General features: G+C 54.2%; 16 protein-coding genes and 1 rRNA gene. 10 read left to right on the top strand and 7 right to left on the bottom strand.

Annotated features, from left to right (window positions below):
- Together rrf and dsdA are read left to right on the top strand one after the other, a co-directional pair.
- A 5S ribosomal RNA gene (gene rrf, locus HUV30_RS00480) occupies window positions 1-85 on the top strand; the annotation flags it as partial.
- 1,202 nt (window positions 86-1,287) lie between these two features.
- On the top strand, window positions 1,288-2,643 hold the full coding sequence (gene dsdA / locus HUV30_RS00475) for a D-serine ammonia-lyase (protein ID WP_174403441.1): 1,356 nt from the start codon (window positions 1,288-1,290) through the stop codon (window positions 2,641-2,643).
- Between the two features lie 273 nt (window positions 2,644-2,916).
- Here dsdA and HUV30_RS00470 read toward each other — a convergent pair whose 3' ends face one another.
- The gene (locus HUV30_RS00470) at window positions 2,917-4,908 is read right to left on the bottom strand and encodes a HAMP domain-containing methyl-accepting chemotaxis protein (protein WP_243452021.1); all 1,992 of its coding nucleotides are present in this window, start codon (window positions 4,906-4,908) and stop codon (window positions 2,917-2,919) included.
- Between the two features lie 291 nt (window positions 4,909-5,199).
- Here HUV30_RS00470 and HUV30_RS00465 point away from each other — a divergent pair, with 291 nt between their 5' ends.
- The gene (locus HUV30_RS00465; protein ID WP_174403440.1) at window positions 5,200-6,381 is read left to right on the top strand and encodes a VgrG-related protein; all 1,182 of its coding nucleotides are present in this window, start codon (window positions 5,200-5,202) and stop codon (window positions 6,379-6,381) included.
- A 56-nt stretch (window positions 6,382-6,437) separates the two neighbouring features.
- Here HUV30_RS00465 and HUV30_RS00460 read toward each other — a convergent pair whose 3' ends face one another.
- The 3 genes from HUV30_RS00460 to HUV30_RS00450 all read right to left on the bottom strand — a co-directional run bounded on the left by HUV30_RS00460 (window position 6,438) and on the right by HUV30_RS00450 (window position 9,299).
- Window positions 6,438-7,190 (bottom strand): class I SAM-dependent methyltransferase, encoded by a 753-nt coding sequence (locus HUV30_RS00460; protein ID WP_174403439.1) that lies wholly within the window; start codon window positions 7,188-7,190, stop codon window positions 6,438-6,440.
- A 182-nt stretch (window positions 7,191-7,372) separates the two neighbouring features.
- The gene (locus HUV30_RS00455) at window positions 7,373-8,278 is read right to left on the bottom strand and encodes an ADP-ribosylglycohydrolase family protein (protein ID WP_174403438.1); all 906 of its coding nucleotides are present in this window, start codon (window positions 8,276-8,278) and stop codon (window positions 7,373-7,375) included.
- Between the two features lie 145 nt (window positions 8,279-8,423).
- Window positions 8,424-9,299 carry a DMT family transporter gene (locus HUV30_RS00450; RefSeq protein WP_174403437.1) on the bottom strand — a complete coding sequence of 292 codons (876 nt, stop codon included), beginning with the start codon at window positions 9,297-9,299 and terminating at the stop codon, window positions 8,424-8,426.
- 317 nt (window positions 9,300-9,616) lie between these two features.
- Here HUV30_RS00450 and HUV30_RS00445 point away from each other — a divergent pair, with 317 nt between their 5' ends.
- Complete coding sequence (locus HUV30_RS00445) at window positions 9,617-10,522, top strand: SAM-dependent methyltransferase (protein WP_174403436.1); 906 nt, start codon at window positions 9,617-9,619, stop codon at window positions 10,520-10,522.
- A 119-nt stretch (window positions 10,523-10,641) separates the two neighbouring features.
- Here the strand turns inward: HUV30_RS00445 and der are convergent, their stop codons facing one another.
- Entirely contained in the window at window positions 10,642-12,003 is a 1,362-nt protein-coding gene (der, locus tag HUV30_RS00440; protein ID WP_174403435.1) for a ribosome biogenesis GTPase Der, read from the bottom strand.
- A 258-nt stretch (window positions 12,004-12,261) separates the two neighbouring features.
- Here der and HUV30_RS00435 point away from each other — a divergent pair, with 258 nt between their 5' ends.
- Window positions 12,262-13,182, top strand: coding sequence for a substrate-binding domain-containing protein (locus HUV30_RS00435; protein ID WP_174403434.1), 921 nt, complete (start codon window positions 12,262-12,264; stop codon window positions 13,180-13,182).
- A gap of 271 nt (window positions 13,183-13,453) precedes the next feature.
- On the opposite strand, the gene HUV30_RS00430 is transcribed toward HUV30_RS00435, so the two are convergent.
- Complete coding sequence (locus tag HUV30_RS00430) at window positions 13,454-13,792, bottom strand: hypothetical protein (RefSeq protein WP_174403433.1); 339 nt, start codon at window positions 13,790-13,792, stop codon at window positions 13,454-13,456.
- A gap of 183 nt (window positions 13,793-13,975) precedes the next feature.
- Here HUV30_RS00430 and HUV30_RS00425 point away from each other — a divergent pair, with 183 nt between their 5' ends.
- The 4 genes from HUV30_RS00425 to HUV30_RS00410 are packed head-to-tail and all read left to right on the top strand — an operon-like array spanning window position 13,976 to window position 19,002.
- The gene (locus tag HUV30_RS00425) at window positions 13,976-15,085 is read left to right on the top strand and encodes a GumK N-terminal domain-containing glycosyltransferase (RefSeq protein ID WP_174403432.1); all 1,110 of its coding nucleotides are present in this window, start codon (window positions 13,976-13,978) and stop codon (window positions 15,083-15,085) included.
- Window positions 15,086-15,107: 22 nt separating this feature from the next.
- On the top strand, window positions 15,108-16,415 hold the full coding sequence (locus HUV30_RS00420) for an O-antigen ligase family protein (protein ID WP_174403431.1): 1,308 nt from the start codon (window positions 15,108-15,110) through the stop codon (window positions 16,413-16,415).
- 3 nt (window positions 16,416-16,418) lie between these two features.
- Window positions 16,419-17,522, top strand: a complete 1,104-nt coding sequence (locus tag HUV30_RS00415; protein WP_174403430.1) for a glycosyltransferase — start codon at window positions 16,419-16,421, stop codon at window positions 17,520-17,522.
- A gap of 13 nt (window positions 17,523-17,535) precedes the next feature.
- Window positions 17,536-19,002, top strand: a complete 1,467-nt coding sequence (locus tag HUV30_RS00410; RefSeq protein ID WP_174403429.1) for a lipid II flippase MurJ — start codon at window positions 17,536-17,538, stop codon at window positions 19,000-19,002.
- 125 nt (window positions 19,003-19,127) lie between these two features.
- Here HUV30_RS00410 and HUV30_RS00405 read toward each other — a convergent pair whose 3' ends face one another.
- Window positions 19,128-19,925: a split-Soret cytochrome c gene (locus tag HUV30_RS00405; protein WP_174403428.1), complete on the bottom strand. Its 798-nt coding sequence runs from the start codon at window positions 19,923-19,925 to the stop codon at window positions 19,128-19,130.
- Between the two features lie 509 nt (window positions 19,926-20,434).
- Between HUV30_RS00405 and HUV30_RS00400 the strand changes: the two genes are divergently transcribed.
- The gene (locus HUV30_RS00400; protein WP_174403427.1) at window positions 20,435-21,781 is read left to right on the top strand and encodes a glutamine synthetase family protein; all 1,347 of its coding nucleotides are present in this window, start codon (window positions 20,435-20,437) and stop codon (window positions 21,779-21,781) included.
- Window positions 21,782-22,158 lie beyond the last annotated feature (377 nt).

Genomic DNA, 22,158 nt, shown 5'->3' with positions numbered 1-22,158 from the left:
GATCCCATTCCGAACTCGGAAGTTAAGCCCGCCATCGCCGATGATACTGCCAGGGAGCTGGTGGGAAAGTAGGCCGCCGCCAAGACTTATTTCCAGAACGAAAAACTCCGGTACCGATGAGGGCCGGAGTTTTTCTGTTTTTGCGCCTCTCGGCCTGCTTTGGCAGCAGCAACCGGCATAAGTTAAGGCAGGGAGGCAAGCGGGGGCCGCGCCCCTCGCGCAGCCGAGGCCTGATCCCGAGCGCAGCAAGGGGCAGGCTACTCCTGTCAGACAGGAAAGTAGGCCGCCGCCAAGACTTATTTCCTGAACGAAAAACTCCGGTAACCGATGAGGGCCGGAGTTTTTCTGTTTTAGGGGTAAAATCACATCCCTTCAGTTAGCCTTCCTTTTCTTCCTTCCATCCGTCTTCCATCATCCTGTCTTAGTTTCAATGAATTGGGCCTTGGTCTGTACTGGCTTTGTTGGGTTTTCACCGACTACATCAAGTGTTGGCTAGTTTTGCCCGTTTCGCCTTCAGCGGGACCAGAAGGGGCCTCAACCGGGCGGTGCCCGCCCTCAGCAAGGCCCCTCTGGACTCCCCTGCCTCGCCCCAGCTGGTCGCTGAATGTCGTTCTTCTCGCCGTGGAAGCGAAGCGCTTCCAATCGGCATGTGATTCGGGGAGGGGACACTGCTTGCATATCATGTCATATGTGGAGGGTTGAGCCTTGGTCTGTATTGGGTTGGTTAGGCGTTCACCGACTCCATCAAGTCCAATCTACTGTTCCCTTTTGCCGCCGCTCTGCTGTCTTTATCCGTAAGGCTCGCAGACTCGCCGACGGCTATAGCTTCCGCGGGACCAGAAGGGGCCTCGGCCGGGGCGTACCGTCTGGCAACGTGCATCTGTATGGCTCGTGCCTCGCTTACAGCTGCTACTCGCTAGATTGGTGGCTGTATTGCTCCTTCGTCGCAGACAGCCACTGGCACTCCTCAGCAAGGCCCCCTCTGGACTCCCCCTGCCTCGCCCCAGCTGGTGTTGGGTGTAGTTCGTCCCGCCGTGGAAGCGAAGCGCTTCCAATCGGCCTTATGCTTCGGGGAACGATGCGTGGGGCCGCGCGCTGGCGGCCCCGCTCTCCCTGCCAGAGGCAACAACGGGAAATTTTAGTCAGAACCTAATATAGTCGGTGAAAGTCTGATCATGCTCACCCCAAACCCACTCCCGTCCCTCACTCCCCCTTCCCAACATCAACTCCTTTGGGGTAGCTTTATCAGAATTCTACACCCTACTGCCCCCCTAAAAAGGAAATCGTATGAGCACCCCTCTCATAGGCGGTAAAACCCTTCAGGAATGGCTCGCAGACAATCCGCTGTTGCGGGATCTTGTCAGCCTGAATGAAGTGAGCTGGTTCAATCCCGCAACCGTGCCATTTAAACTGGCCATGCAGGGCATGGAATTGACGGACAGCGACGTAGCCGATGCTGCTGCAAGGCTGGAGCGCTTTCGTCCCTACATCGCAAAAGTCTTTCCTGAGACGCGAAATGCGGGCGGATTGATCGAGTCCCCGTTGCAAGATGTTCCCGCCTTCCAGAGGACACTTTCTGAGCGTTTTTCGAGGGGCTTGCCCGGAAGGTTGTTGGCCAAGCTCGACAGCCATCTGCCTATATCAGGTTCCATCAAGGCTCGGGGCGGTATTTACGAAGGTCTCAAACACGCTGAAGAGCTTGCACTTGGTGCCGGTCTTCTCACCCTGACCGACGACTACAGCAGGTTGGATAGCAAAGAATTCCGTGCCTTCTTCAGTCGGTACGCCATTGCGGTGGGCTCCACGGGCAATCTGGGGCTCTCCATCGGTATCATGGGTGCGCAGCTCGGCTTCCGCGTTTCGGTGCATATGTCAGCGGATGCGCGGCAATGGAAAAAGGATCTGCTTCGCTCCAAGGGGGTGAATGTGGTTGAGTATGCCTCGGACTACAGCCTTGCCGTGGCTGAAGGGCGCAAGCAATCCGCAGGCGATCCGTCCTGTTACTTTGTGGATGACGAGAATTCCGTGAACTTGTTCTTGGGGTATGCAGTGGCTGCCCAGCGTCTGAAGCAGCAGCTTGATGAGCAGGGCATAGTGGTCGACGCAGAACACCCCCTCGTTGTCTATCTGCCCTGCGGGGTTGGCGGCGGTCCTGGTGGAGTGGCTTTCGGCCTCAAGCTCATTTTCAAGGATCAAGTACACTGCCTGTTTGCCGAGCCCACGCATTCACCGGCCATGCTGCTCGGGCTGTACACCGGACTTCATGACGGTGTGAGTGTACAGGATTTTGGTATTGATAATATTACGGATGCAGACGGGCTGGCCGTCGGACGTCCTTCCGGTTTTGTTGGCCGGACCATGCATGGCATGCTGGATGGGGTGTTTACGGTGCAGGATGAGAACATGTATCGTTACCTCGCGCTGATGGCAGATACAGAAGGGCTGCGGCTGGAACCCTCTGCGCTGGCTGGCGCACCGGGAATTGCCAGAGTATCTCGTGCGCAGGACTGGTTGAAGGAACGCGGGCTTGTGGAGAACATGCCAAATGCGGCTCACATTATCTGGTGCACCGGCGGGAGCATGGTTCCACAGCCGGAAATGGAGAATTATTACCGGACAGGCAAATCGCTGCTTGGTGATTGAAAGCAGTTACCGGAAGAAACCGTGCCGTTTACAGTAATGTCACGCTCTGTGAAGACATCTCTCTAGCACGCATACGCACAGGTTGGTCCTCATCTCGCACGTGGAAGCAGGGGGCGGGGCAAGCCTCTGTGTTCTGCATATCTGATAGCCACGCACGATTTTCAGAAGACCTGCGGGGCAGACGGAACTGCACACGTGAAGCTGCCCTGCGTGAGCAAAAGAAAAGGTCGCCCGAGGGCGACCTTTTCACCGGCCGGAGGGATGCGGAGGTTCTTAGAAGCGTTCAAAAGCGTCGTCATCTTCCATGGCAAGGGAGAATCCCTCGCCAGTGTCCTTGGGGGCTTCGGTTTTTCGCGGTGCAGCAAGCTGCTTGGCAGGTTTGCTTTTGGGAATGGCAGAACGTGACGTTACTGCTTTAACCTGCCGACGATTGCCGAGAGATGCGTCTGAGATGCGGAAGAATCCCATGGATTCCTGCAGTTGCGATGCCTGCGATGCCAGTTCTTCAGAGGTGGACGACATTTCCTCTGATGCGGAAGCGTTTTGCTGTACAACCTGATCAAGCTGCTGAATGGCTTTGTTAATTTGTTCCGCCCCTGCGTTCTGCTCGTTGGAAGCGGAGGCAATTTCCTGCACGAGGTCAGCGGTTTTCTTGATATCCGGCACAAGCTTCATCAGCATGGTTCCGGCGCGTTCGGCAACCTCCACGCTCGAGGATGAAAGTTCGCTGATTTCTGCTGCAGCCGTGCCGCTGCGTTCTGCCAGCTTGCGCACTTCCGCCGCCACAACGGCAAAACCCTTGCCGTGCTCGCCCGCACGGGCGGCTTCGATGGCGGCGTTCAGAGCCAGCAGGTTGGTCTGTCGGGCTATTTCTTCAACAATTGAAATCTTTTCGGCAATGTGCTTCATGGCCTCCACAGTTTTGGCCACCGCATTGCCGCCTTCCTGCGCATCCAGTGCTGCCTGCGTGGCAAGGCTCTCTGTCTGGCGGGCGTTTTCGGCATTCAGGCTGATGTTGGAACTCATCTCCTCCATGGAGGATGAAACTTCTTCAATGCTTGCCGCCTGTTCTGTAGCTCCCTGCGACAGGCTCTGCGATGATGCGGAAAGCTCCTCGCTGCCCGAAGCCACGTTTTCTGCGGCAGCGGTAACATCACTTACAATTGTGCTGAGCTTGCTCACCATTGTCTTCATGCTCGCATATACCCCGACGGCATTGCCTCTGAAGGCAATGGCCATGTTACCGCCGGCGAGCTGGTCGGAGATTTCTGCAATCTCGGAAGGATCGCAGCCGATTTGCCGCATGACGTTGCGGGTAAGGATGAAGGCGATGAATAAGCCCAGGATAACGGCTGCGGAACCTGCTGTAATGATGACAAGAACAGCTTGATCGTTGCGGGACTGAACTGCCGGACCGATTTTGTCCTGAGCTTCGATAATGGAGAGCTTGAGGTTTTCGGTAGTGGTGGCGATGTCTGGGCCAAGCTTGTCCAGAGTGTTTTTCATCAGGTCGTTGCGGGCAAAAATGATAGAGGTCAGTGTCTTGAAGTCAGTCATATACTGTTGTTCTATCAGCCCGATATCCTTGAGCAGGGATTTGCGTTCAGGATTCTGCTGTGTTCTGTTCAGGTAGTCGAGCCCCTTTTGAAGCGAAGTAAATTCCGAGACCACTCTGTCTGCATCGGCCTGCGCATTGGTCTCAAGAAATTTCATGACATACAGTCTGGTGAGCAGCAGATTTCTCAAGGCCAATCCTGCATTGTAGGCACCGGCCTGATCACCGTCGCGTTCTGCCGTAGTGAAAATCTGAGTCAGCTTTTGTTCCATAACCGGCCCGTTGGCATTGAGCCTGTCAACATGCATATTGCGCTTGGTGCGGAATTCTATCACCTGCTCGAATGCTTTCTGGTAATCATGAGCATGTGCTTCCGTTTCTTCCACCATTTTGCGCCGGCCCGGGTCGTTGATATCCTGCTTTGCCTGCTGGATGAAGTTGACCACTTCAGCGAATCTGTCGCTGAACTGCTTGGCGCTGTCCTCACTGCCGGTAAGGACGAAGTCCTTCACAGACATGCGGACCATGAGCATGTTGGCTTGCAGGCGGCCTATGAGGTTGGATTGGCGGGCTTTGCGTCTGTAGTCTGAAAAGCCGTCCGAAGCGGATTCAATGGCAAGGAATCCGGTGGCACCAAGTATGGCGAGAAGTACCAGAACAACCAGAAAGCCGGAGTAGAGTTTTACGGATAGTTTCATGGTGCCGAACATAATCACTCTCCATGGTTTTGCCGGTTCGGGCAGCTTTGGGTAGAAAGGTACCCGGTGACACGCTGTAATAAAAGGAAACCGATAGGGTATAGTTCAATTCTAGTGCTAGATCAGGTGTAATGATCTTGAAATTATAAGTTCAACTTTCGGGATTATAGATGGAACAATGGGAAGCGTCGGTAAACTGACGTAACACATGGGCTGGGCATGGTACGTCTTTGTATCTGCCTGCTATGAAAGAATAAAAAGAGTGCGGCATCTCCTTTGCTAGTTACAGGCAAGGAGTAGCCGATGCAGATCAATCCACTCGCCATGGGTCAAGTGACCAGCTATATCGACCGCCTCAAGCAACACGGGGGGCAGGCGGGTGGTAATCCGTTCAGTCTGGGAACCAGCAATAAGGTCCTCGGATCGCGCTTTGACGAGCTGCTGAACGACCCCATGGTCCAGATGGGGCAGGGCAATGCCGTGCAGGACTTTCTGGGCATAGGCTCAGGAAAGAACCCCAACGACATGTCGGCGCTGGATAGCGCCATGTTCGGGAGCATGAACCTGACCAACGTCAAAGCTCTGGCTACGTTGACCAAGGTTCTTGGCGATGAGGCAAATCCCTTCGCGTCCATGTTCAGAACCATGACAGCCCCGGAAGGCAGCGCCATTCGCATGGCGGTTGCCCCGCCTCCTGATGCGGCTGGCGGCGCAGCCGGTCCCTACGGTGAAATGGCGGCTGCGTTGCGCGAAATGCAGTCTGCGCAGTCGGTGGAGGCTTCGCCGGATGTTGATATGGCACGCGCAACCCGTAACGTGACAGACGGGCAGCTGATGGGGGTCGGACACAGGACTGCCGAGCCTTTCAGGCCCGGTGCTTTGGCTGCACTGTTCGAATCCGGTTCGGACGGCGGCATTTCAGCCATAGGGTATGACAGGCGCGGCGGCACTTCGTATGGCAAATACCAGCTGTCATCACGCGCAGGCACCATGGATGCCTTCATCAACTATCTGGACAGTCAGGCGCCGGATATTGCCTCGCAACTGAAAAAGGCGGGGCGGGCTAACACAGGTTCCCGGTTCGGCAATATGCCGGCTGCATGGAAACAGGTGGCACAAACCCAGCCTGAGCGTTTTGAAGCCCTGCAGGACAAGTTTGTGCACAGCAACCATTTTTCGCCTGCCTTCAGGGCCATCAGCAAGGCAATGAATATCGATTCCATGCCACAGGCGTTGCAGGAAGTGTTGTTCTCAACGGCCGTCCATCATGGTCCTACGGGAGCGGTACGTATCTTTGCAAAGGCATTCGGCAGAACCGGCGGCTTTGATGAAAGCAAGGAAGCCGACTTTATCCGCAACGTATACTCCATACGTCAGCGCCAGTTCACCTCGTCGACCGAAGGCGTGCAGAGCGCTGTGAAGGGGCGGCTGGGTGATGAACTGCGCATGGCATTGAGCATGCTTGAACAAGGCGATATGGCCTAGCAGGAAAGCGGAAGAAAACGTGACAGGGGCAGCAGGCGCAGGCAGGCTGCCTTTTTTTACGGGCTGGCGATGGGGTTGGGGGGCGCAACCGCCTTGGTGCGGGCCATGAGCGGGGTGACAGTTTCTATGTCGCACAAATCTACCCTGATGCCCGTGTACGAGCCGAGCCCATAGGGCAGCAGGAGCGTATTGACGAAGCGCCACGGCAGGGTGTGCTTCCAGGTGATAAAGGGACCGGGCAGCACCGAGCGCATGGTGAAGGGCTTGTTGCCCGCTGCCTTGCGTACCATGGAGCGCATACGTACCGGCGTGTACCAGGTTGCTTCACGCAGAACGCCGCTATGATGGCCGCAGCAGCGTATGCCGTGGGAGAGGTAGTAGAAGGACCACTTGTTGAGCATGGTGACGATAACCCCGCGCGCGGCAACCCGGAAGGCTTCTTCCAGCGCCCGCATGGGGTCTTCCACAAATTCCAGCACGGTAAGCAGCGCAACGTAGTCGAACTGGTTGTCACCAAAGGGCAGGTGCTCGGCGTTACCCACATGCAGGTCGGCGCGGGTGCCCATTCGCTTGCGCGCGGCGGCAAGCATGGCCGGTGATGCATCCAGTCCGGTTACGTCAAACCCGGTCTCGTACATCATCTCCAGTATCATGCCGGGACCGCACCCCACCTCAAGAAACGAATGGCCGCGACGGGGCCAGCCGGAAACCAGATATTCCAGCAGGCGTTTTTCAGCGCGCAGGGCAAAAGAGCCTTCCTGCGTGTCGAACCACTCTTCGTAGCGACGTACCGTATCCTTGTCCCACATGATGCAATCCGTTTTGAAGTATCGCGTGTTAATTGCACGCGTAAATCAATTCTTACCCAATCCTGCTGATCTGTCACGGGGGTTTTGCATGGAAAAGCGCGATATGGTTATCCGCGCTTCCGGTACCCGCCAAATGAAAAACCGGAGGCCTGAGCCTCCGGTTCCGGTTTGCATCTGGCGTGCTAGAGCAGCCTGTTAAGATATTCTTTAAGTCTTGGCAGACAGTTCAGCTCGTTGCACCATTCAGGCGCACAAGCCAGTTCTCCGTGCCGGGCTCCGAGAACAAGGCCGGTCATAAGCCCGCGTGCGCAGGAATCGCCTCCGGCCATAACGTTTTCAATCAGCGCGGTCTGCGGTTCTGCCTCGTAGTGGGTGACAAGGTGCACAACGCCGTGGAAGGCGCCCTTCATGCCGCACGACTGTCCGAACCGGGCAATGGCCATGCGGGCGTCTTCGTCCGCAGACATGTAGGTGAAAGCGAGCCAGTCTTCGGCGGGCAGCTGGCGGTATCCGGCCTCGGCTGCCGAATCGAGCCCTTCACGCACGGTGGCACCGTGGAGAATGGCGTATACTGCCCGTGCAAAGAACTCTGCACCGTCCGCAACCAGCTCCGAATTGTGCGTCATCAGCGTCTGGGCACGGGCGGCGGCAACAAGACCGGCAAGGTCGTTCAGATATACGGTGAACAGCGGGGCTATGCGGGCTGCTGCGGAAAAGTCGGAAGACTGCGCACCGGAGCTTTCCGGTGGCATGCCTTCTTCAAAATTGCGCAGGGTTTCGCGTGTTGCGCGGTCGAGATAGCCGTCGTAATTCTGCATGCGGGCAAGCCACGCATCACGGAAGGCATGGAGGTCGAAGCGGCCGTTGGCCGTGACGGAATCGAGGAGCACCAGCACCTGATCCCCATAATGGGAAAGATCACCTTCCCCGCGGTTGGGATGGAACTGGTTGCTCAGTTTGGGGGGCAGAAGGGTGGTGACCCTTCCGAGGGCATCTTCAATGCGTTTCTGGTCATATTCCCAGTGCGCGCCAAGCGCCAGCGAATCTGCGGCGAGCGAGGTGAGAAGGGCGGCATGTAAATGGGGCATTCGCGATCTCCGTGGTCTGGCCCGAAGTACAAAAGGGACTCAGGGCATACTGGTCTGACCGTAACGCATTATGCGTGTTATTGTCACGGAAAACCGACCCATAAGACACAAAAATCTGACCTCTCCGCTTAAAAGTGCAACATTCTTACTTTTGGCTCAGGTAAACGCCGACCAGAACCAGGCCGGAAGCAGCGTACTGCGGGGTGGTGAGTGATTCGTTCAGAAACACATGCCCCATGATGAGCGCAGCAACAGGAATGAGGTTGCCCCATGCGCTGGCCTGCCCTGCGGGCAGCTTGCTGACACCGTAATTATACAGCCCGTATGCGCCGATGGTGATGACCGTGCCAAGATAGGCGGTGCTGATTATGGCCGGTATATCAACATGCGTGGGAAGCTCGGTAAAAGGCATGAACAGCAGGGGGACAAAGAAGATTGTTCCTGCAAAACACTGGGCAGCCGTGATGAATACAGGGGGGTAGTGTGCTGAGAGGCGTTTGGCAATGATCACATAGACCGAGGCGGACGCCATGGCCAGGGCTTCCAGAGTGTTGCCGAGAAGGGGGTTGGGGGCTGTTTCCGTGGCAACGCTGCCGAGGGATAGCCATATGACACCGCCCATGGCAATGAAAAATCCTGTCCATACCCGTGCGGAAAGCCGTTCACCAAGAAAGAAGAAAGCGCCGAGAGCCACGAAAATGGGGAGTGACGAGACAATCATGCCTGCCTGCGATGCGGTGGTGTAGCGCATGGCATAGCCTTCCAGAAGAAAATAGATGCAGGGCTCGCACAGCGCCATGAGCAGCAGCGGCTTCCAGTCCTGACGGCGGATGCGTATGTTGCGCAGATAGCGCCACCCGAGAGCAAATGTGCAGCTGCCGAGGAAGAGGCGTCCGGCCATGACAACCATAGGGTGATAGGCGGTTACGGCCACCTTCATGGCGATGTAGGAGCTGCCCCAGAGGATCATGGCTGTGCACAGGGCAATGGAAGGAATCATGGCGGCATCTGGTCTGCGCATGGAACTATCATCCGTCGATATATGGTTGAGCGGGAGAGTCGGGCGGCTGCACCCGTAAAAATACCCCCGACCGTCATTCCGGAGACAGGGGCGTAAATGTGCGCAAGCGAAGGGGATGGGCGGGAAATGCAATCCTGATCGCGTAGGGTGAGCATACACTTTTGTCGTCGCATCCGTCCATCATGATTTGGCGGAATTGCCGTTTTCCGATTCTCCTGCCGACAGCCGGGAGCAACCCGATGTGGCGTTGCCTTGCGCATCGGCGTATCCTGCGGTACAGCGCCACTGCACGGTTTGTGCGAATGAAGGAAGGTGACATGCAGTTCGAGAATACGACTATCTATCTTGCTCCCCGTGGCTATGAGGAAGATCTTGCCAAGGAGCTGTCCAACGTGGTTGCGCAGCGCGGCCGCCTGTTCGTGGCAGAGGGAGCACCGCAGCAGGTGGTCTGGGCGCAGAATGTCTGGCTCGAGCCGCAGGCGATCACCATTGACTCCATCGGTGATGCTGCGCGCAAGCTCAAGGCCATTCAGCGTAACTGGTGGCTGCATAGCGCGGACCACCATCGCCGTGCCAAGCTCATACAGGACAAGCTGCCCCATGTTTCCGCCAAGCCGCTGACGTTCGGCACCCGTCCGCCGGAGGGGCAGCTCGGTTCGTGGACGTTGTGGGATGAGAATCTTGTGGTGGCATCCGCCCGTTGTTCCAGTCCCTTCCCTGACGGCGAAGTGATTTTTGTGGAAGACAAGGACGTGCCGCCCACCCGTGCCTATCTGAAGCTGTGGGAGCTGTTCACTCTTCTGGAAGTGCGCCCGCAGCCCGGTGAGCTGTGTCTTGACCTTGGCAGTTGTCCCGGCGGCTGGTCGTGGGTGCTTGCCGAGCTGGGGGCAAAGGTGTTCAGCATAGACAAATCACCGCTGGCTGACCATATCGCCCGCAACCCGAACATCAACTGGTGCAGCGGCAGTGCCTTTGCGCTGGACCCGCGCCATGCGGGTAAGGTGGACTGGCTGTTCTCCGACGTTATTTGCTACCCCGACAGGCTTCTGGAGATGGTCCGCCGCTGGATGGAGTTCGGCGAATGCCGCAACTTCGTCTGCACGGTGAAGCTGCAGGGTGATGATTACATGACTGCGGTACGTGATTTTGCCGCCATTCCCGGTTCCCGCCTGATGCACCTTTCTGCCAACAAGCATGAGCTTACGTGGGTGAAGCTGGGGTAGCCTGCCGCAGGTATAGTATCCACTTTTTGCCGGATAAGCGGCACCTTCTCCCTTACACAAATAAAACCCCCGTCCGGGATAACCTCGGACGGGGGTTTTTCATTGATTGCGTATGACGGCTATCGCTTCTTTTCGCGCTTGGTGTGGCTGGAACGGAAGCGCACGCGCACGGGGGCGTGTTCGATCTTGAACATCTTGCGCAGTGAACGTTCCATATAGCGGATGTAGGCATCCTTCATCCTGTCCGCATCGTTCACGAAGAAAACGAAGGTGGGCGGATTGGTTTCTGCCTGCGTCATGTAGAAGAATTTGGGACGCACGCGGTTCACCACGGGCGGTTGCTGTTTGGTGACAATGGCTTCCAGCGTGCGGTTGAGCAGGCCGGTGGGCACGCGCACATGGCACTCGCTCCAGATCTGCTCGGCAAGCGGGATAATACGCTTGAGGTTGGCTCTGGTCAGTGCGGAGACATACAGGATCGGAATATGCGAGCTGTAGCTCAGTGCGTCCTTATACACCTTTTTCACGGCGGCCAGTTCGTTCTGCTTCACAAGGTCAATTTTGTTGACCACAACCATGAAGGGGGTCTTGCGCTCATCAAGCAGGTCGATAAGGCGCTTGTCCTGCTGGGTCAGGCCTTCCTGCCCGTCAAGAACAAGCACGGTCACGTGGGCCTTGGTGCTGGACTTGATGGAAGAGTTGACGCTGTAGCGTTCGACGGAGTCGACAATCTTCGAGCGGCGGCGCACGCCTGCGGTGTCCACAAAGGTGTAGCGCTTGCCGTCTATGGAATAGGTCACGTCCACCGAGTCGCGGGTGGTGCCTGCAACGTCGGAAACGATCATGCGGTTGCCGCCGGTAATGGAGTTCACCAGCGAAGACTTGCCCGCGTTGGGGCGTCCCAGCATGGCAATCTTGAGGCCCGCTTCTTCTTCCTTTGCTTCCCACTCGTCTTCGGGGGGCAGCAGGCTCTGCAGGTCTTCCTCGAATCCGCGCATGTTGAAGCCGTGCTCGCCGGACATGGCAACCATGGGCAGGCCCAGCTCGTGAAATTCAGCCGTGAGCATGTCTTCCAGCTCGCCGCCGTCCACCTTGTTTACAGCCAGCAGTACCGGCAGGCCGCTTCTGCGCACGTAATCGGCAAGGCGGCGGTCAAAGGGCAGCAGGCCGTCACGGCCGTCCACCACAAGGCACAGCGCCACGCATTCGGACATGGCTTCCTGCGTCTGGCGCAGGATTTCCGCCTCGAATCCGCGCAGTTCGATGGGACCTTCGGTGGCGTCGTGGTTCTCATCCAGATGGATGCCGCCGGTATCAATGACGGTCCACGTGCGGCCGTTGCGCTTGACCGTGCCTTCCATGCGGTCGCGGGTAACGCCCGGACGGTCATGGGTTATGGCGCGATTGCTGCGGATGAGTCTGTTGAACAGGGTGGATTTGCCTACGTTGGGGCGTCCGATGAGTGCTATTTTGGGATACATTATATTTTCCGGATAAGAGGATGGGCGCAGGAATGTTGAGAAATGGCACGCCCGTTGTGGTATTGCAACGAACACAGGGTACGTTGTCCCGCGTGTTCATGCAAGTGGGGAGATGGCCTTACCCTAAACTGCGCGAGGATGCAAGCCGGAATGTGCGAGTGCTGCATACAGGCAGGTTGCCCTGTTTTGCGCAACATATTGATTTGTCATGCCCTGACGCGCTACAAGGGAAATACGAAATCCGCAGAGGAGACTGTCATGAAGCATCTGCTTTCTACCAAAGAAGTAGCCAAATATCTCGGCGTGAACGAGAAAATGGTATACGCGCTCATTTCCGAAAAAGGCTTGCCCGCCACCAAGGCCACAGGCAAATGGCTGTTTCCGTCACATCTGGTGGAACAGTGGATCGAGTCGCGTACCATGAATTACCCGCGCCGCATGGAATCGGCAGCGGTGGAGGGAGAGGTGCTCGTGGTTGCAGGCAGCAACGACATACTCCTCGACAGGATGCTCAAGGTGTTCATGGAGCGCCACTCCGATTATCTTGCTGCGTTCTGCAATCTTGGCAGTCTGGGCGGCCTCAAGGCTGTCAGGCGCGGGCAGTGCCATATTGCCACAAGCCACCTGATGGAAAATGCCGAGGGGGAATATAACTTCGCCGCTGCGGCACAGGAGCTTGATGAAAAGCCCGCCGTGGTGAACTTCTGTTACCGCGAGCAGGGCTTCGTTGTGGCAAAGGGCAATCCCCGGAGCGTTGCAGGCGCTGCCGATATCACACAGGGCCGACTGACTGTGGTGAACCGCCCCCTTGGTACCGGAACACGCCTGCTGTTTGATACCCTGCTCACGCAGGCGGGAGCCGATCCGCACACCGTGAAGGGCTATGAGAATGAAGCGGGCAGGCACATGGACGTGGGCATAGAGGTGCTTGCAGGCAGGGCGGATACGGGCATGGCCATCCGCACGGTTGCCGCGCGTCTTGATCTGGGTTTTGTGCCTGTGCAGTGGGAGCGGTTTGACCTGATAATTCCCAAGGAACATTTTTTCGACAAGCCCGTGCAGCTCTTCCTGGGCCTGCTCAATGAGCCGGAGTTCCACAAGGCAGCGGAAGAGCTTGAAGGGTACGATACTTCCCGCTCCGGCAGGGTGGTGTATCCCGGTGAGGCCGTGAAGCCCTAGTCCGCTGTTGTCACGAAGGCAAGATGCGGTTGTGCCTCTAAGGGGCTTATCAGGTTGATACCAAACCTAGTTTCTCAATAGGCGAACTCCGTTAAGCCGGGACTGAGATTAAAAACGGATTCACATCGCTTATACGAGGTGCAGGAACGTTAGGTTCCTGCCCGGCGGAGCCAAAAACAAATTTAGAATGACTTTGCCAGCAACAAGAGAAGGCCGCCCGAAAGGGCGGCCTTCTGTATGGAGGAAACGCTCCCCGCCCTGTGGGCGCAGGCTAGGGGTGGTTCTTGAATTTGTTCTGGGTGTGATCGGTTCCGGAATGACAGGGGGTGCAGTCCTGCTTGCCCTTGAGCAGCGGAGATTCCTTGCCCTTGCCGTGGCAGTCGCCACAGTATGCAACGGAATCCTGCTTGGCGAATGCGCCTTTGAACGTGCCGTCGATCTTGGCGTTCATGATTTCGATGGCCTTCATGGCCACGTCTGCTGTCAGGCGGCCGCAACGCTCGGAGCGGACCTTGGAGTTGGCGTCGATGCGGTAGACAACGTATACGCAAGCGAGTACGAACCTCTTTCGAAATGCAACGTCGTTAACCGAGCTCGTTGCTTGCACCAAAAGCTTGCCACCAGCTTCTACTTGAGCGATAATCAAACACTCTGCCACCAGGTGAAGAATAGGCTGCGGCAGGCTTGCGTGTTGCAACTATACAACATTCTTTGACGTAACAACTAGCACACAATCGACCTTGCCTGCGTATATTGACATGCGAAGGGCGGATGATATCTGGCAATTAATATTATGAATATTGTTTTAATTTCAGCGCATTATTGCAAGTCAAAGAGAAGAGCAGGGTTTCACTGGCTTGCCCAGGCTTTTTGGGAACAGGGCCACTCTGTAACGTTTGTCACAACTGGAATTAGTTGGCTTTCGTATCTGATTCACGATCATCGCCTTCAGTATAAATCGTTACGTCGAGAGGCAAACAGGCTTGTTCAGATAGAAGATCGCTATTTCAGCTACGTTTATTTTCCGCTTTGGCATCCGATTGCGATGCCTTTGTCTAGTCTTGAGCATATTGTAAAGCCTTTGTGGGACAAGTATCCGTTGTTTCCTATGGACCCCTTGTTTATTGATAAGATACATCAAGCTGATATGGTTATCTATGAAAGCATGAATGGTCTTTTTTTGTTCGATAGGCTTTCAGGGCTGAATCCTGCAGCTAAAAAGGTATACAGGGCTTCGGACGATATTCGTACGCACCGCTCCACTTCGCAGCGTCTTATAGAGATAGAAGAGTCCTTGCTTGATAAATTTGACTTGATAAGTGTTCCGCATAAAACGCTTATTGAAGGAAAATTTAAAAACTCTTCCAATGCAAAGCTCCAGTATCACGGGGTAGCGACATCGCTTTTCGACGCACCTTCTGCATCTCCATACACTCATTCTCCCAATTGCGTTTTTGTGGGTGTTTCCTTGCTGGATGAGAACTTTATTGACATTGCGAGCAGTGAATTTCCTGAGTGTACATTTACGATAATTGGTCCTTTTTCCGCTAAGATTCAGAAGGGTAACGTTAAATATACTTCAGAAATTCCATTTGAAGAAACAGTCCCTTATATAAAGCATGCAGATGTGGGTCTAATTACTCTGCAAAAAAAGAATCAGCACGCTTCTTCATTTAGCGACACGCTAAAAGTGCATCAATATAGATATGTAGGACTTCCCATAGTTGCCCCGGAGTTTATTGATATACATAGAGATAATGCTTTTTATTATACTCCTGATGACGTTGGGAGTATCGTTGAGGCGATGGAAAGTGCCCTTGGGGCGCCCAAGAGCAAGAATAGCAAGTCAGAAGTTAATGACTGGAATGCGGTTGTACGGCAAATCGTAGAGTCGGTTGCATAGGGTTGTGTTGCGTGATGTAGATATGTTCACGTTCAAAAGCGAAGACAGCTTGTTGCTACAACGTTACGTTTTTTTTATTGCAGTTTCTATAGCTCCGCTACAGATTTATACTGTTTCCATATTTGGGGTTTATTTATCCCTATCAATGCTTGCTGCGTATGTGTGCTACGCATTTGTTCCTGTATTTGGGCTTTCTTCTGCGCACAAGGTCACAATTCCCCTGTTGGCTATGTTTGCGTGGATGGTCTTGGTCCTGCCTGCGCACCAAGAGAAAGATTATTTGCTGAAGGTGATGTTTTACAATATGCCGTTCGTATCTATTTTGATATGTGGCTATTATTTAGCATCAAGCAAAGTGGAATGGCGTCTTCCATTCTATACTGCTATTGCTTTTTCCTCAATAAATGCTGTTCTCATTATCCTTTTTCGGGTTCACCATCCTGCAGAACAGTACTTTTATCATCTACCAATCGCAAAAATTTTTATTAACCCAAACAGGGTTGATTATATTTTAAGAGCAACCGAGTTGGCGAATTCATACATGGATTCTAGAAAGGCTGGGGGTGTTTTCCCCAATGCCAATTATGCTGCTGTGTTCACAGGCATTTCCTGTTTGGCAAGCTATGGCCTCTACAAGGCAACATCTAGTAAGATTCTTCTCATCGCCAGTTTGCTACTTCTCACTGCAGTGCCAGCGACAGGGTCTAAATCTGCGTATGTTGCGGCCTTGGTTATCGCCCTGTGGATGTTTATCCGTGAAAGAAGAAGTTGTCGTATTTTCATAGCCACGTGCCTTTGCGTCAGCTTGGTAATTTCGTTCACTACAGGGAATATTGTTAAGCAATTCAATGCCCCTACGGTTGTGAATGCTGCAAAGCAGTCTCAAAAAATGCTGACATACCATGCAAACAATACGGCTGCTAACTATGGTACACGGTTACAGCTCTGGAAGCATTCATACAGCCTGCTTTTACAGCGACCTCTGCTGGGAAATTCTCCTAATCAACTGGAAGAGGTTGGCGGGGTGAAATTCAGAGTCATGCAGTCTCACAACGTGTATCTGAAAATCGGGGTTTATTTCGGTATCCCTGCTCTTATTTTTGCAGTGTTGTTTCATCTAGGTATGCTTCACAGTCTATTCAGGGCGACTCAAGTCCTCTCTTCCCCGTATAAAGATTTTGCCTTTTGTACTTTTTTGTCTTTTTTTTGGATGGTAGCACAGGGGCTTGTCTCTAATGCAGAGCCGGTAGGCGAATTTCATAGTGCGGCTTTGTTGGCAGGGATGAGTGGTGTAACTTTGGGGCTAGCCTTCCCTACAACGCAGGATTAGGTTGTGAAAGTAGCTATATATAGGCACCAGTTGTTTGCAGCATCTGAGCCTTTCATTACAACACAGGCTGGCCATACGTCCGGTTTCGATCCTCTCTATGTCGGGACAGAACTTCTTGGCCAAGTTCCTGATGGCGCAGTCGCGTTTGCAGCTGCCAAATGCCGGTTTTTGCAGCGCCTTACTCGATATAATTCAGCTTTAACGTCATGGTTGCATGCCCAGCAACCAGACTTGATACATGCCCATTTTGGGATAGACGCAGTTTACGCTCTGCCTATAGCCAGGAAGCTGGGACTGCCGCTTGTTACAACTTTTCATGGAATAGATGCGACAGCGTCGACCAAAACGCTTCTCACGAGTGGGAAAATCGCTTGGTTAACATACCTTCTCAGAAGATCCGAGCTTCGTCGCGAGGGCGCTTTATTTCTCTGTGTGTCCGAGTTCATCAGGGAACGAGTGTTACGTCTTGGTTTTTCAGAATCTCGCACGGTTACTCTCTATACGGGTATTGATACTCAGCAATTTGTGAGAACCTCTCCGTATGGTGCCACCGGCCTAATTCTTCACATTGCCAGACTGGTTGAAAAGAAAGGTACAGAAGATGTTTTGCAGGCTTTTGCAAAGCTTCCAAAGCAGACGGCCTCTAGTCTTGTAATTATTGGTGATGGGCCTCTCAAGGGAGAGCTCCAAGGGCTTGCAGCGCGATTGGGGATTGCCGAGCAGACGCACTTTAAGCCCTTTTGCTCACAGGACGAAATTAAGAACTGGTTATCCAAAGCCGCCCTTTTGTGTGCCCCTAGCAAAACCGCTAAAAGTGGAGACTCAGAGGGGCTCGGTCAAGTTGTACTCGAGGCTCAGGCCATGGAGGTGCCTGTAGTTGCAACCCATCATGCAGCTTTCAATGAAGCCGTTAAGGATGGTGTGACAGGTTTTCTGGTGCCAGAAGCAGCCCCGGAGTTGCTGGCAGAGGCCATGAAGGCGGTTTTGTCCAATCCGACGAGGGCCGCTGAAATGGGTGTTGCCGGTAGAGAGTACATGCTTTCCCGCTTCGATGCGAGAGTGCAGGGCCGAATGCTCGCGACGCTATATAAAAGCATATTGAGCTAGCAGGAACTGCTCCATGCGCCGATTTTTCTTTACGTTTTTCTTTTGGGGAGTTCTCGGAAAAATTCTCGGCTTGCTGCGGGAATTGTTCATGGCGTCTATGTTCGGGACCGGAGTGGCCGCTATGGCCTGCAGGCTTAGCCTGTCCTGCGTCACTATTCCCGGAAAGCTGCTAACGTCAGAGCCGGTCACTGGCGGGTTCATGCCTTTGTTCGGGAAAGCCTGGTCTGACAAAGATGAGGCCAAAGCCGCTTGTATTTTCTGGTTTTTTTTGAGTGTTACCCTCATTTTTTCCTTATGCGTCTCTGTCTTATTACATCTTTATGCCCCGTTCTGGATACAGTCCTTGGCCCCGGGGCTTAATGGTGATGAGCATGAGCTCGCTGTTGACTTTCTGCGTATTACCTCTTTAGGTCTGCCTGCGTTCGTCATGGCCGTGACGCTTTCCATTCTTGAAATGGTCCGAGGCAATTCACTTATTGCAGCGATTCAGGCTTCTCTCCAGAGTCTTGGGCTTCTTGCCGGCATTGTTCTCTTCTCTTTTTTCAGCGAAGTCCGGCTGCTTGCCTGGGGCTTAAACGTGGGGTGGTTTAGCCATTTGCTCATAGCGCTTTACAGAACCCGCGCACTTATTCCTCCGGTTTCCATGCCAATTTTGCGATCCCGTGTGTGGATATTGGCTGGAACGTTTTTCAAAACGACTCTCCCGCTCCTTCCCGTTCCGCTGCTGGTGCAAGGCAATCTCGCGTTGGAAAGGATTGTTGCTTCCCATATGGGTGGCAAAACCATTCCTGCCCTCGATTACTCGCGGTTCATTTGCGAGACGGGTATGGCGCTGGTTGCTATGCCTTTGGGCTACGCCATTCTTAGCCATTTAAGTCACTATGATATTGAACGTCTGCGGACCCGACTGATAGAAATTATTGCCCCCATCCTGTTGGTCGGGAGTCTTTGCTCATACTGGCTTTTTGCCTCCAGCAACCTTATTGTGGAACTGCTATTCGGACGCGGAGAGTTTAGTGAGGCTGACGTTGTCCTTACGGCCTCTATACTCTCATGGTCCATATTGGGGTTGTGGGCGCATGTTGCAGGCTATGTCCTGTTGCGTGGGTTGAATATATCACTAAAGAATAGGAGTTATTCTTTTTCTCTTTTGTTATCGACAATAGTTAGCATGGTTACTAATTGGCTGTTGTGGCCTTATTACGGCCCTGCAACTCTCGGTATTTCCTATTTTTTATACTCAGTAACGTTGTTTTTTTCGACAATTACACTGTTGAGATTGTGGAATGCATTTATAATGCGTTGCCTTTATCTGCTTATTCCGTATATGGCAATCTATTTGCTGCATTCGATAAACATCGCAGATATTCAAAATGACATCGTCTTTCGGACATGTATAGTTATTGTCATGGGAAGTGTGCCATTTGCTTCGCCTAAAATACGGCGTCAGTTCCGCCTTTTGTTTGCCTCTCGGCAGTAGCTCCTTGCGCAGGGAAAGGTGTATTATGGCGCTCGTTTTGCTTCGTTGATTGGATAACTAGAGAAGGCCGCCCGAAAGGGCGGCCTTCTGTATGGAGGAAACGCTCCCCGCCCTGTGGGCGCAGCCTAGGGGTGGTTCTTGAATTTGTTCTGGGTGTGGTCGGTTCCGGAGTGACAGGGGGTGCAGTCCTGCTTGCCCTTGAGCAGCGGAGATTGCTTGCCCTTGCCGTGGCAGTCGCCACAGTATGCAACGGAATCCTGCTTGGCGAATGCGCCCTTGAACGTGCCGTCGATCTTGGCGTTCATGATTCCGATGGCCTTCATGGCCACGTCTGCTGTCAGGCGGCCGCAACGCTCGGAGCGGACCTTGGAGTTGGCGTCGATGCCGGTCTCGTAAGACCACTTGGATACGGAGACGTGACAGAGCACGGAACCGGCCACGTTGGTGGGAATGGCGTCGGGAACGCGGCTGTCGGCACCGGGGTTGTATACGGGCAGGGCGGTCTTTTCATACCAGCGGAACAGCTCGTCAACCATGGGATCGCGTTCCTTGCGGCCCCAGAACATGGCAAAGGCCGAAGCCGCACCCAGCAGGGCGCCGCATATGGTACCCCATTCGGAAATGCCGCTCTTGCCTACTTCCATCATGTGGAAGGGGAACTGATTGTAGGGCGCGCCGTATTTTTCACCCATGGTGCCGACAATGCTGTAGAATACGCCGTAGCAGCAGCCATAGCCGTTATGCCAGTATCCTTCGTGGGCATAGGGGGCGCAGGCAACGGGATCGAGCTTGTGGGGCGTCCATACCTGTCCCATGGGCAGTGTGGGGGCGGCCACTGCGGGCATGGCGGAAACAAGGGCGCCGCCGACCACGGCACCACCGAGAGCAGTCAACATCTGACGACGAGAAATACCTTTAGTCATTGCTTTTCCTTCTCCTTCCTCATGGTTCTGACCGAGCCACACGCCCGGATGCTTTGTGATATTTCAATGATTGTGCCATTTTTCACAATCTCCAATTGGCTGGAATCGTATGATTTTTTGACACAGCCCAGACGTTTTGGTGCAAAGTGAAGTGTGCACTCGCAAAGGTGAGTTTTCATATGGTGTGTCAGGAGCATGCCTTCCAGTGCGGGCGGCTGCGGGAGAAGAACGGAGGAATATGGTGTGAGGGGGCGTTTGCGTCTTGCAAACGGTCGGGCAGATGGTACAAGAATCCCGGATGGATGAAACAGATGTATGTGTCGAGCCTGTCAGTCTGTCTGGTTGCCCGCACTGGTTACCCTGTTCGGGTTGCGGATCGATACAGGCTTTTCTTGCCTTATTTCACAAAAAAGTGATATTTTGATCCTGATTTCGCAATGCATGTGCGGGAGCGATCTTCCGGACGGGGATGGCGAAGCGGGACTATAATTCAATGGAGGTTCGGTTTCATGAGCAACTATCCGGTATTCAACTGCAAGAACGGTGATGACGTTATCAAGGCCGTTAAGGAGTTTCATGTAAGCTTCGTGCAGTTCTGGTTTGTCGATATTCTCGGCAACCTGAAGAGCTTTCAGGTGACGCCGAGCGAACTTGAAGCCGCCTTTGAAGAAGGTATGGGCTTTGACGGCTCATCCATTCTCGGATTCACCCGCATTGAAGAATCCGACATGGTCGCCTATCCCGACGCAACCACCTTCCAGATCTGCTCGTGGCGTCCGCTTGAGCGGCCTGTGGCCCGCATGTTCTGCGATATCAAGAGCCCCGACGGCACCCCGTATGAAGGCGATCCGCGTTACATCCTGCGCAAGCTGGTGGAGCGTGCCGCGCAGAAGGGCTACACATATTATGTGGGACCCGAGCTGGAGTTCTTCCTGTTCGCAAGTTCCACTTCGCCGCAGCCGCTTGATTTCGGAGGCTATTTTGATGCCCCGCCGCTTGACCTCGGGAACGACGTGCGCCGTGAAATCATCTTTGCGCTGGAGCGCATGGGCATTCCGGTGGAATACTCCCACCATGAAGTCGCCCCCTCGCAGCACGAAATCGACCTGCGCTACAACGAAGCCATGAAGATGGCCGACATTGCCATGACCTACAAGGTTGTGGTCAAGGAAGTGGCCCGCAAGCACGGCTGCTACGCCACCTTCATGCCCAAGCCCATTTTCGGCGAAAACGGTTCCGGCATGCATGTGCATCAGTCGCTGTTCAAGAACGGCAAGAACGCCTTCTTCGATCCCAACGACCCGCATCACCTTTCCGGCGAAGCCCGCGCATACATTGCAGGTCTGCTCACCCACGCCAAGGAATTCACCTGCGTTACCAACCAGTGGGTAAACTCCTACAAGCGTCTGGTGCCCGGATATGAAGCTCCCGTGTACATCGCATGGGCGCAGCGCAACCGTTCTGCGCTGATCCGTGTCCCCATGTACAAGCCCGGTAAGGAAGCTGCCACCCGCATCGAACTGCGCAGCCCCGATCCGGCAGCCAATCCCTATCTCGCCTTTGCCGTTATGCTCGGTGCCGGTCTTGAAGGCATTGAAAAGGGCTATGAGCTGCCCGCCGCCGTGGAAGAGAACATCTTTGCCATGGAGAGCGAAGACCTGACCGCCAAGGGCATCGATTCTCTGCCCGGTTCGCTGTACGAAGCCGCCATGCTGATGAAGGACTCCAAGCTGGTGAAGAGCGTGCTCGGCGAGCACATGCACCGCAACCTTGTGGGCAACAAGCTCATCGAGTGGGATGGCTACCGCACCCACGTTTCTGAATACGAAATCAAGAACTACCTGCCTATTCTGTAAGCGTTGACCGCGGGCAGACAGACGAAATTGAACAGGCCGGAATCACACTGTGGTTCCGGCCTTTGTTGTGAATAAGAAACAAACGGACTTAAGCTGGGGCTGAAGTCAAAAAACATAAATGTATCGCTTATACGAGGTGCAGGAGCGCTAGGTTCCAGCCCGCCGGAGGCGAAAAATAAAAATTCTCTTCGCCAACAATCGGAAAGGCGCTCATGTTCAGTAATGCCGCATTTCCGTTAAGCCGGAACTGGGGTCCCTCCAACGGATTTGCATCGCTTACACGAGGTGCAGGAACGTTAGGTTCCTGCCCGCCGGAGGCGAATAAAAACAAAACGTTCTTCAATTGAAAGGCCGGAGACACATATGTGCCTCCGGCC

The organism is Desulfovibrio subterraneus, from assembly GCF_013340285.1.
Lineage (GTDB): Bacteria > Desulfobacterota > Desulfovibrionia > Desulfovibrionales > Desulfovibrionaceae > Halodesulfovibrio > Halodesulfovibrio subterraneus.
The sequence above is the reverse complement of the archived record's forward strand: the minus strand, read 5'-3'. Positions and strand labels throughout refer to the sequence as shown.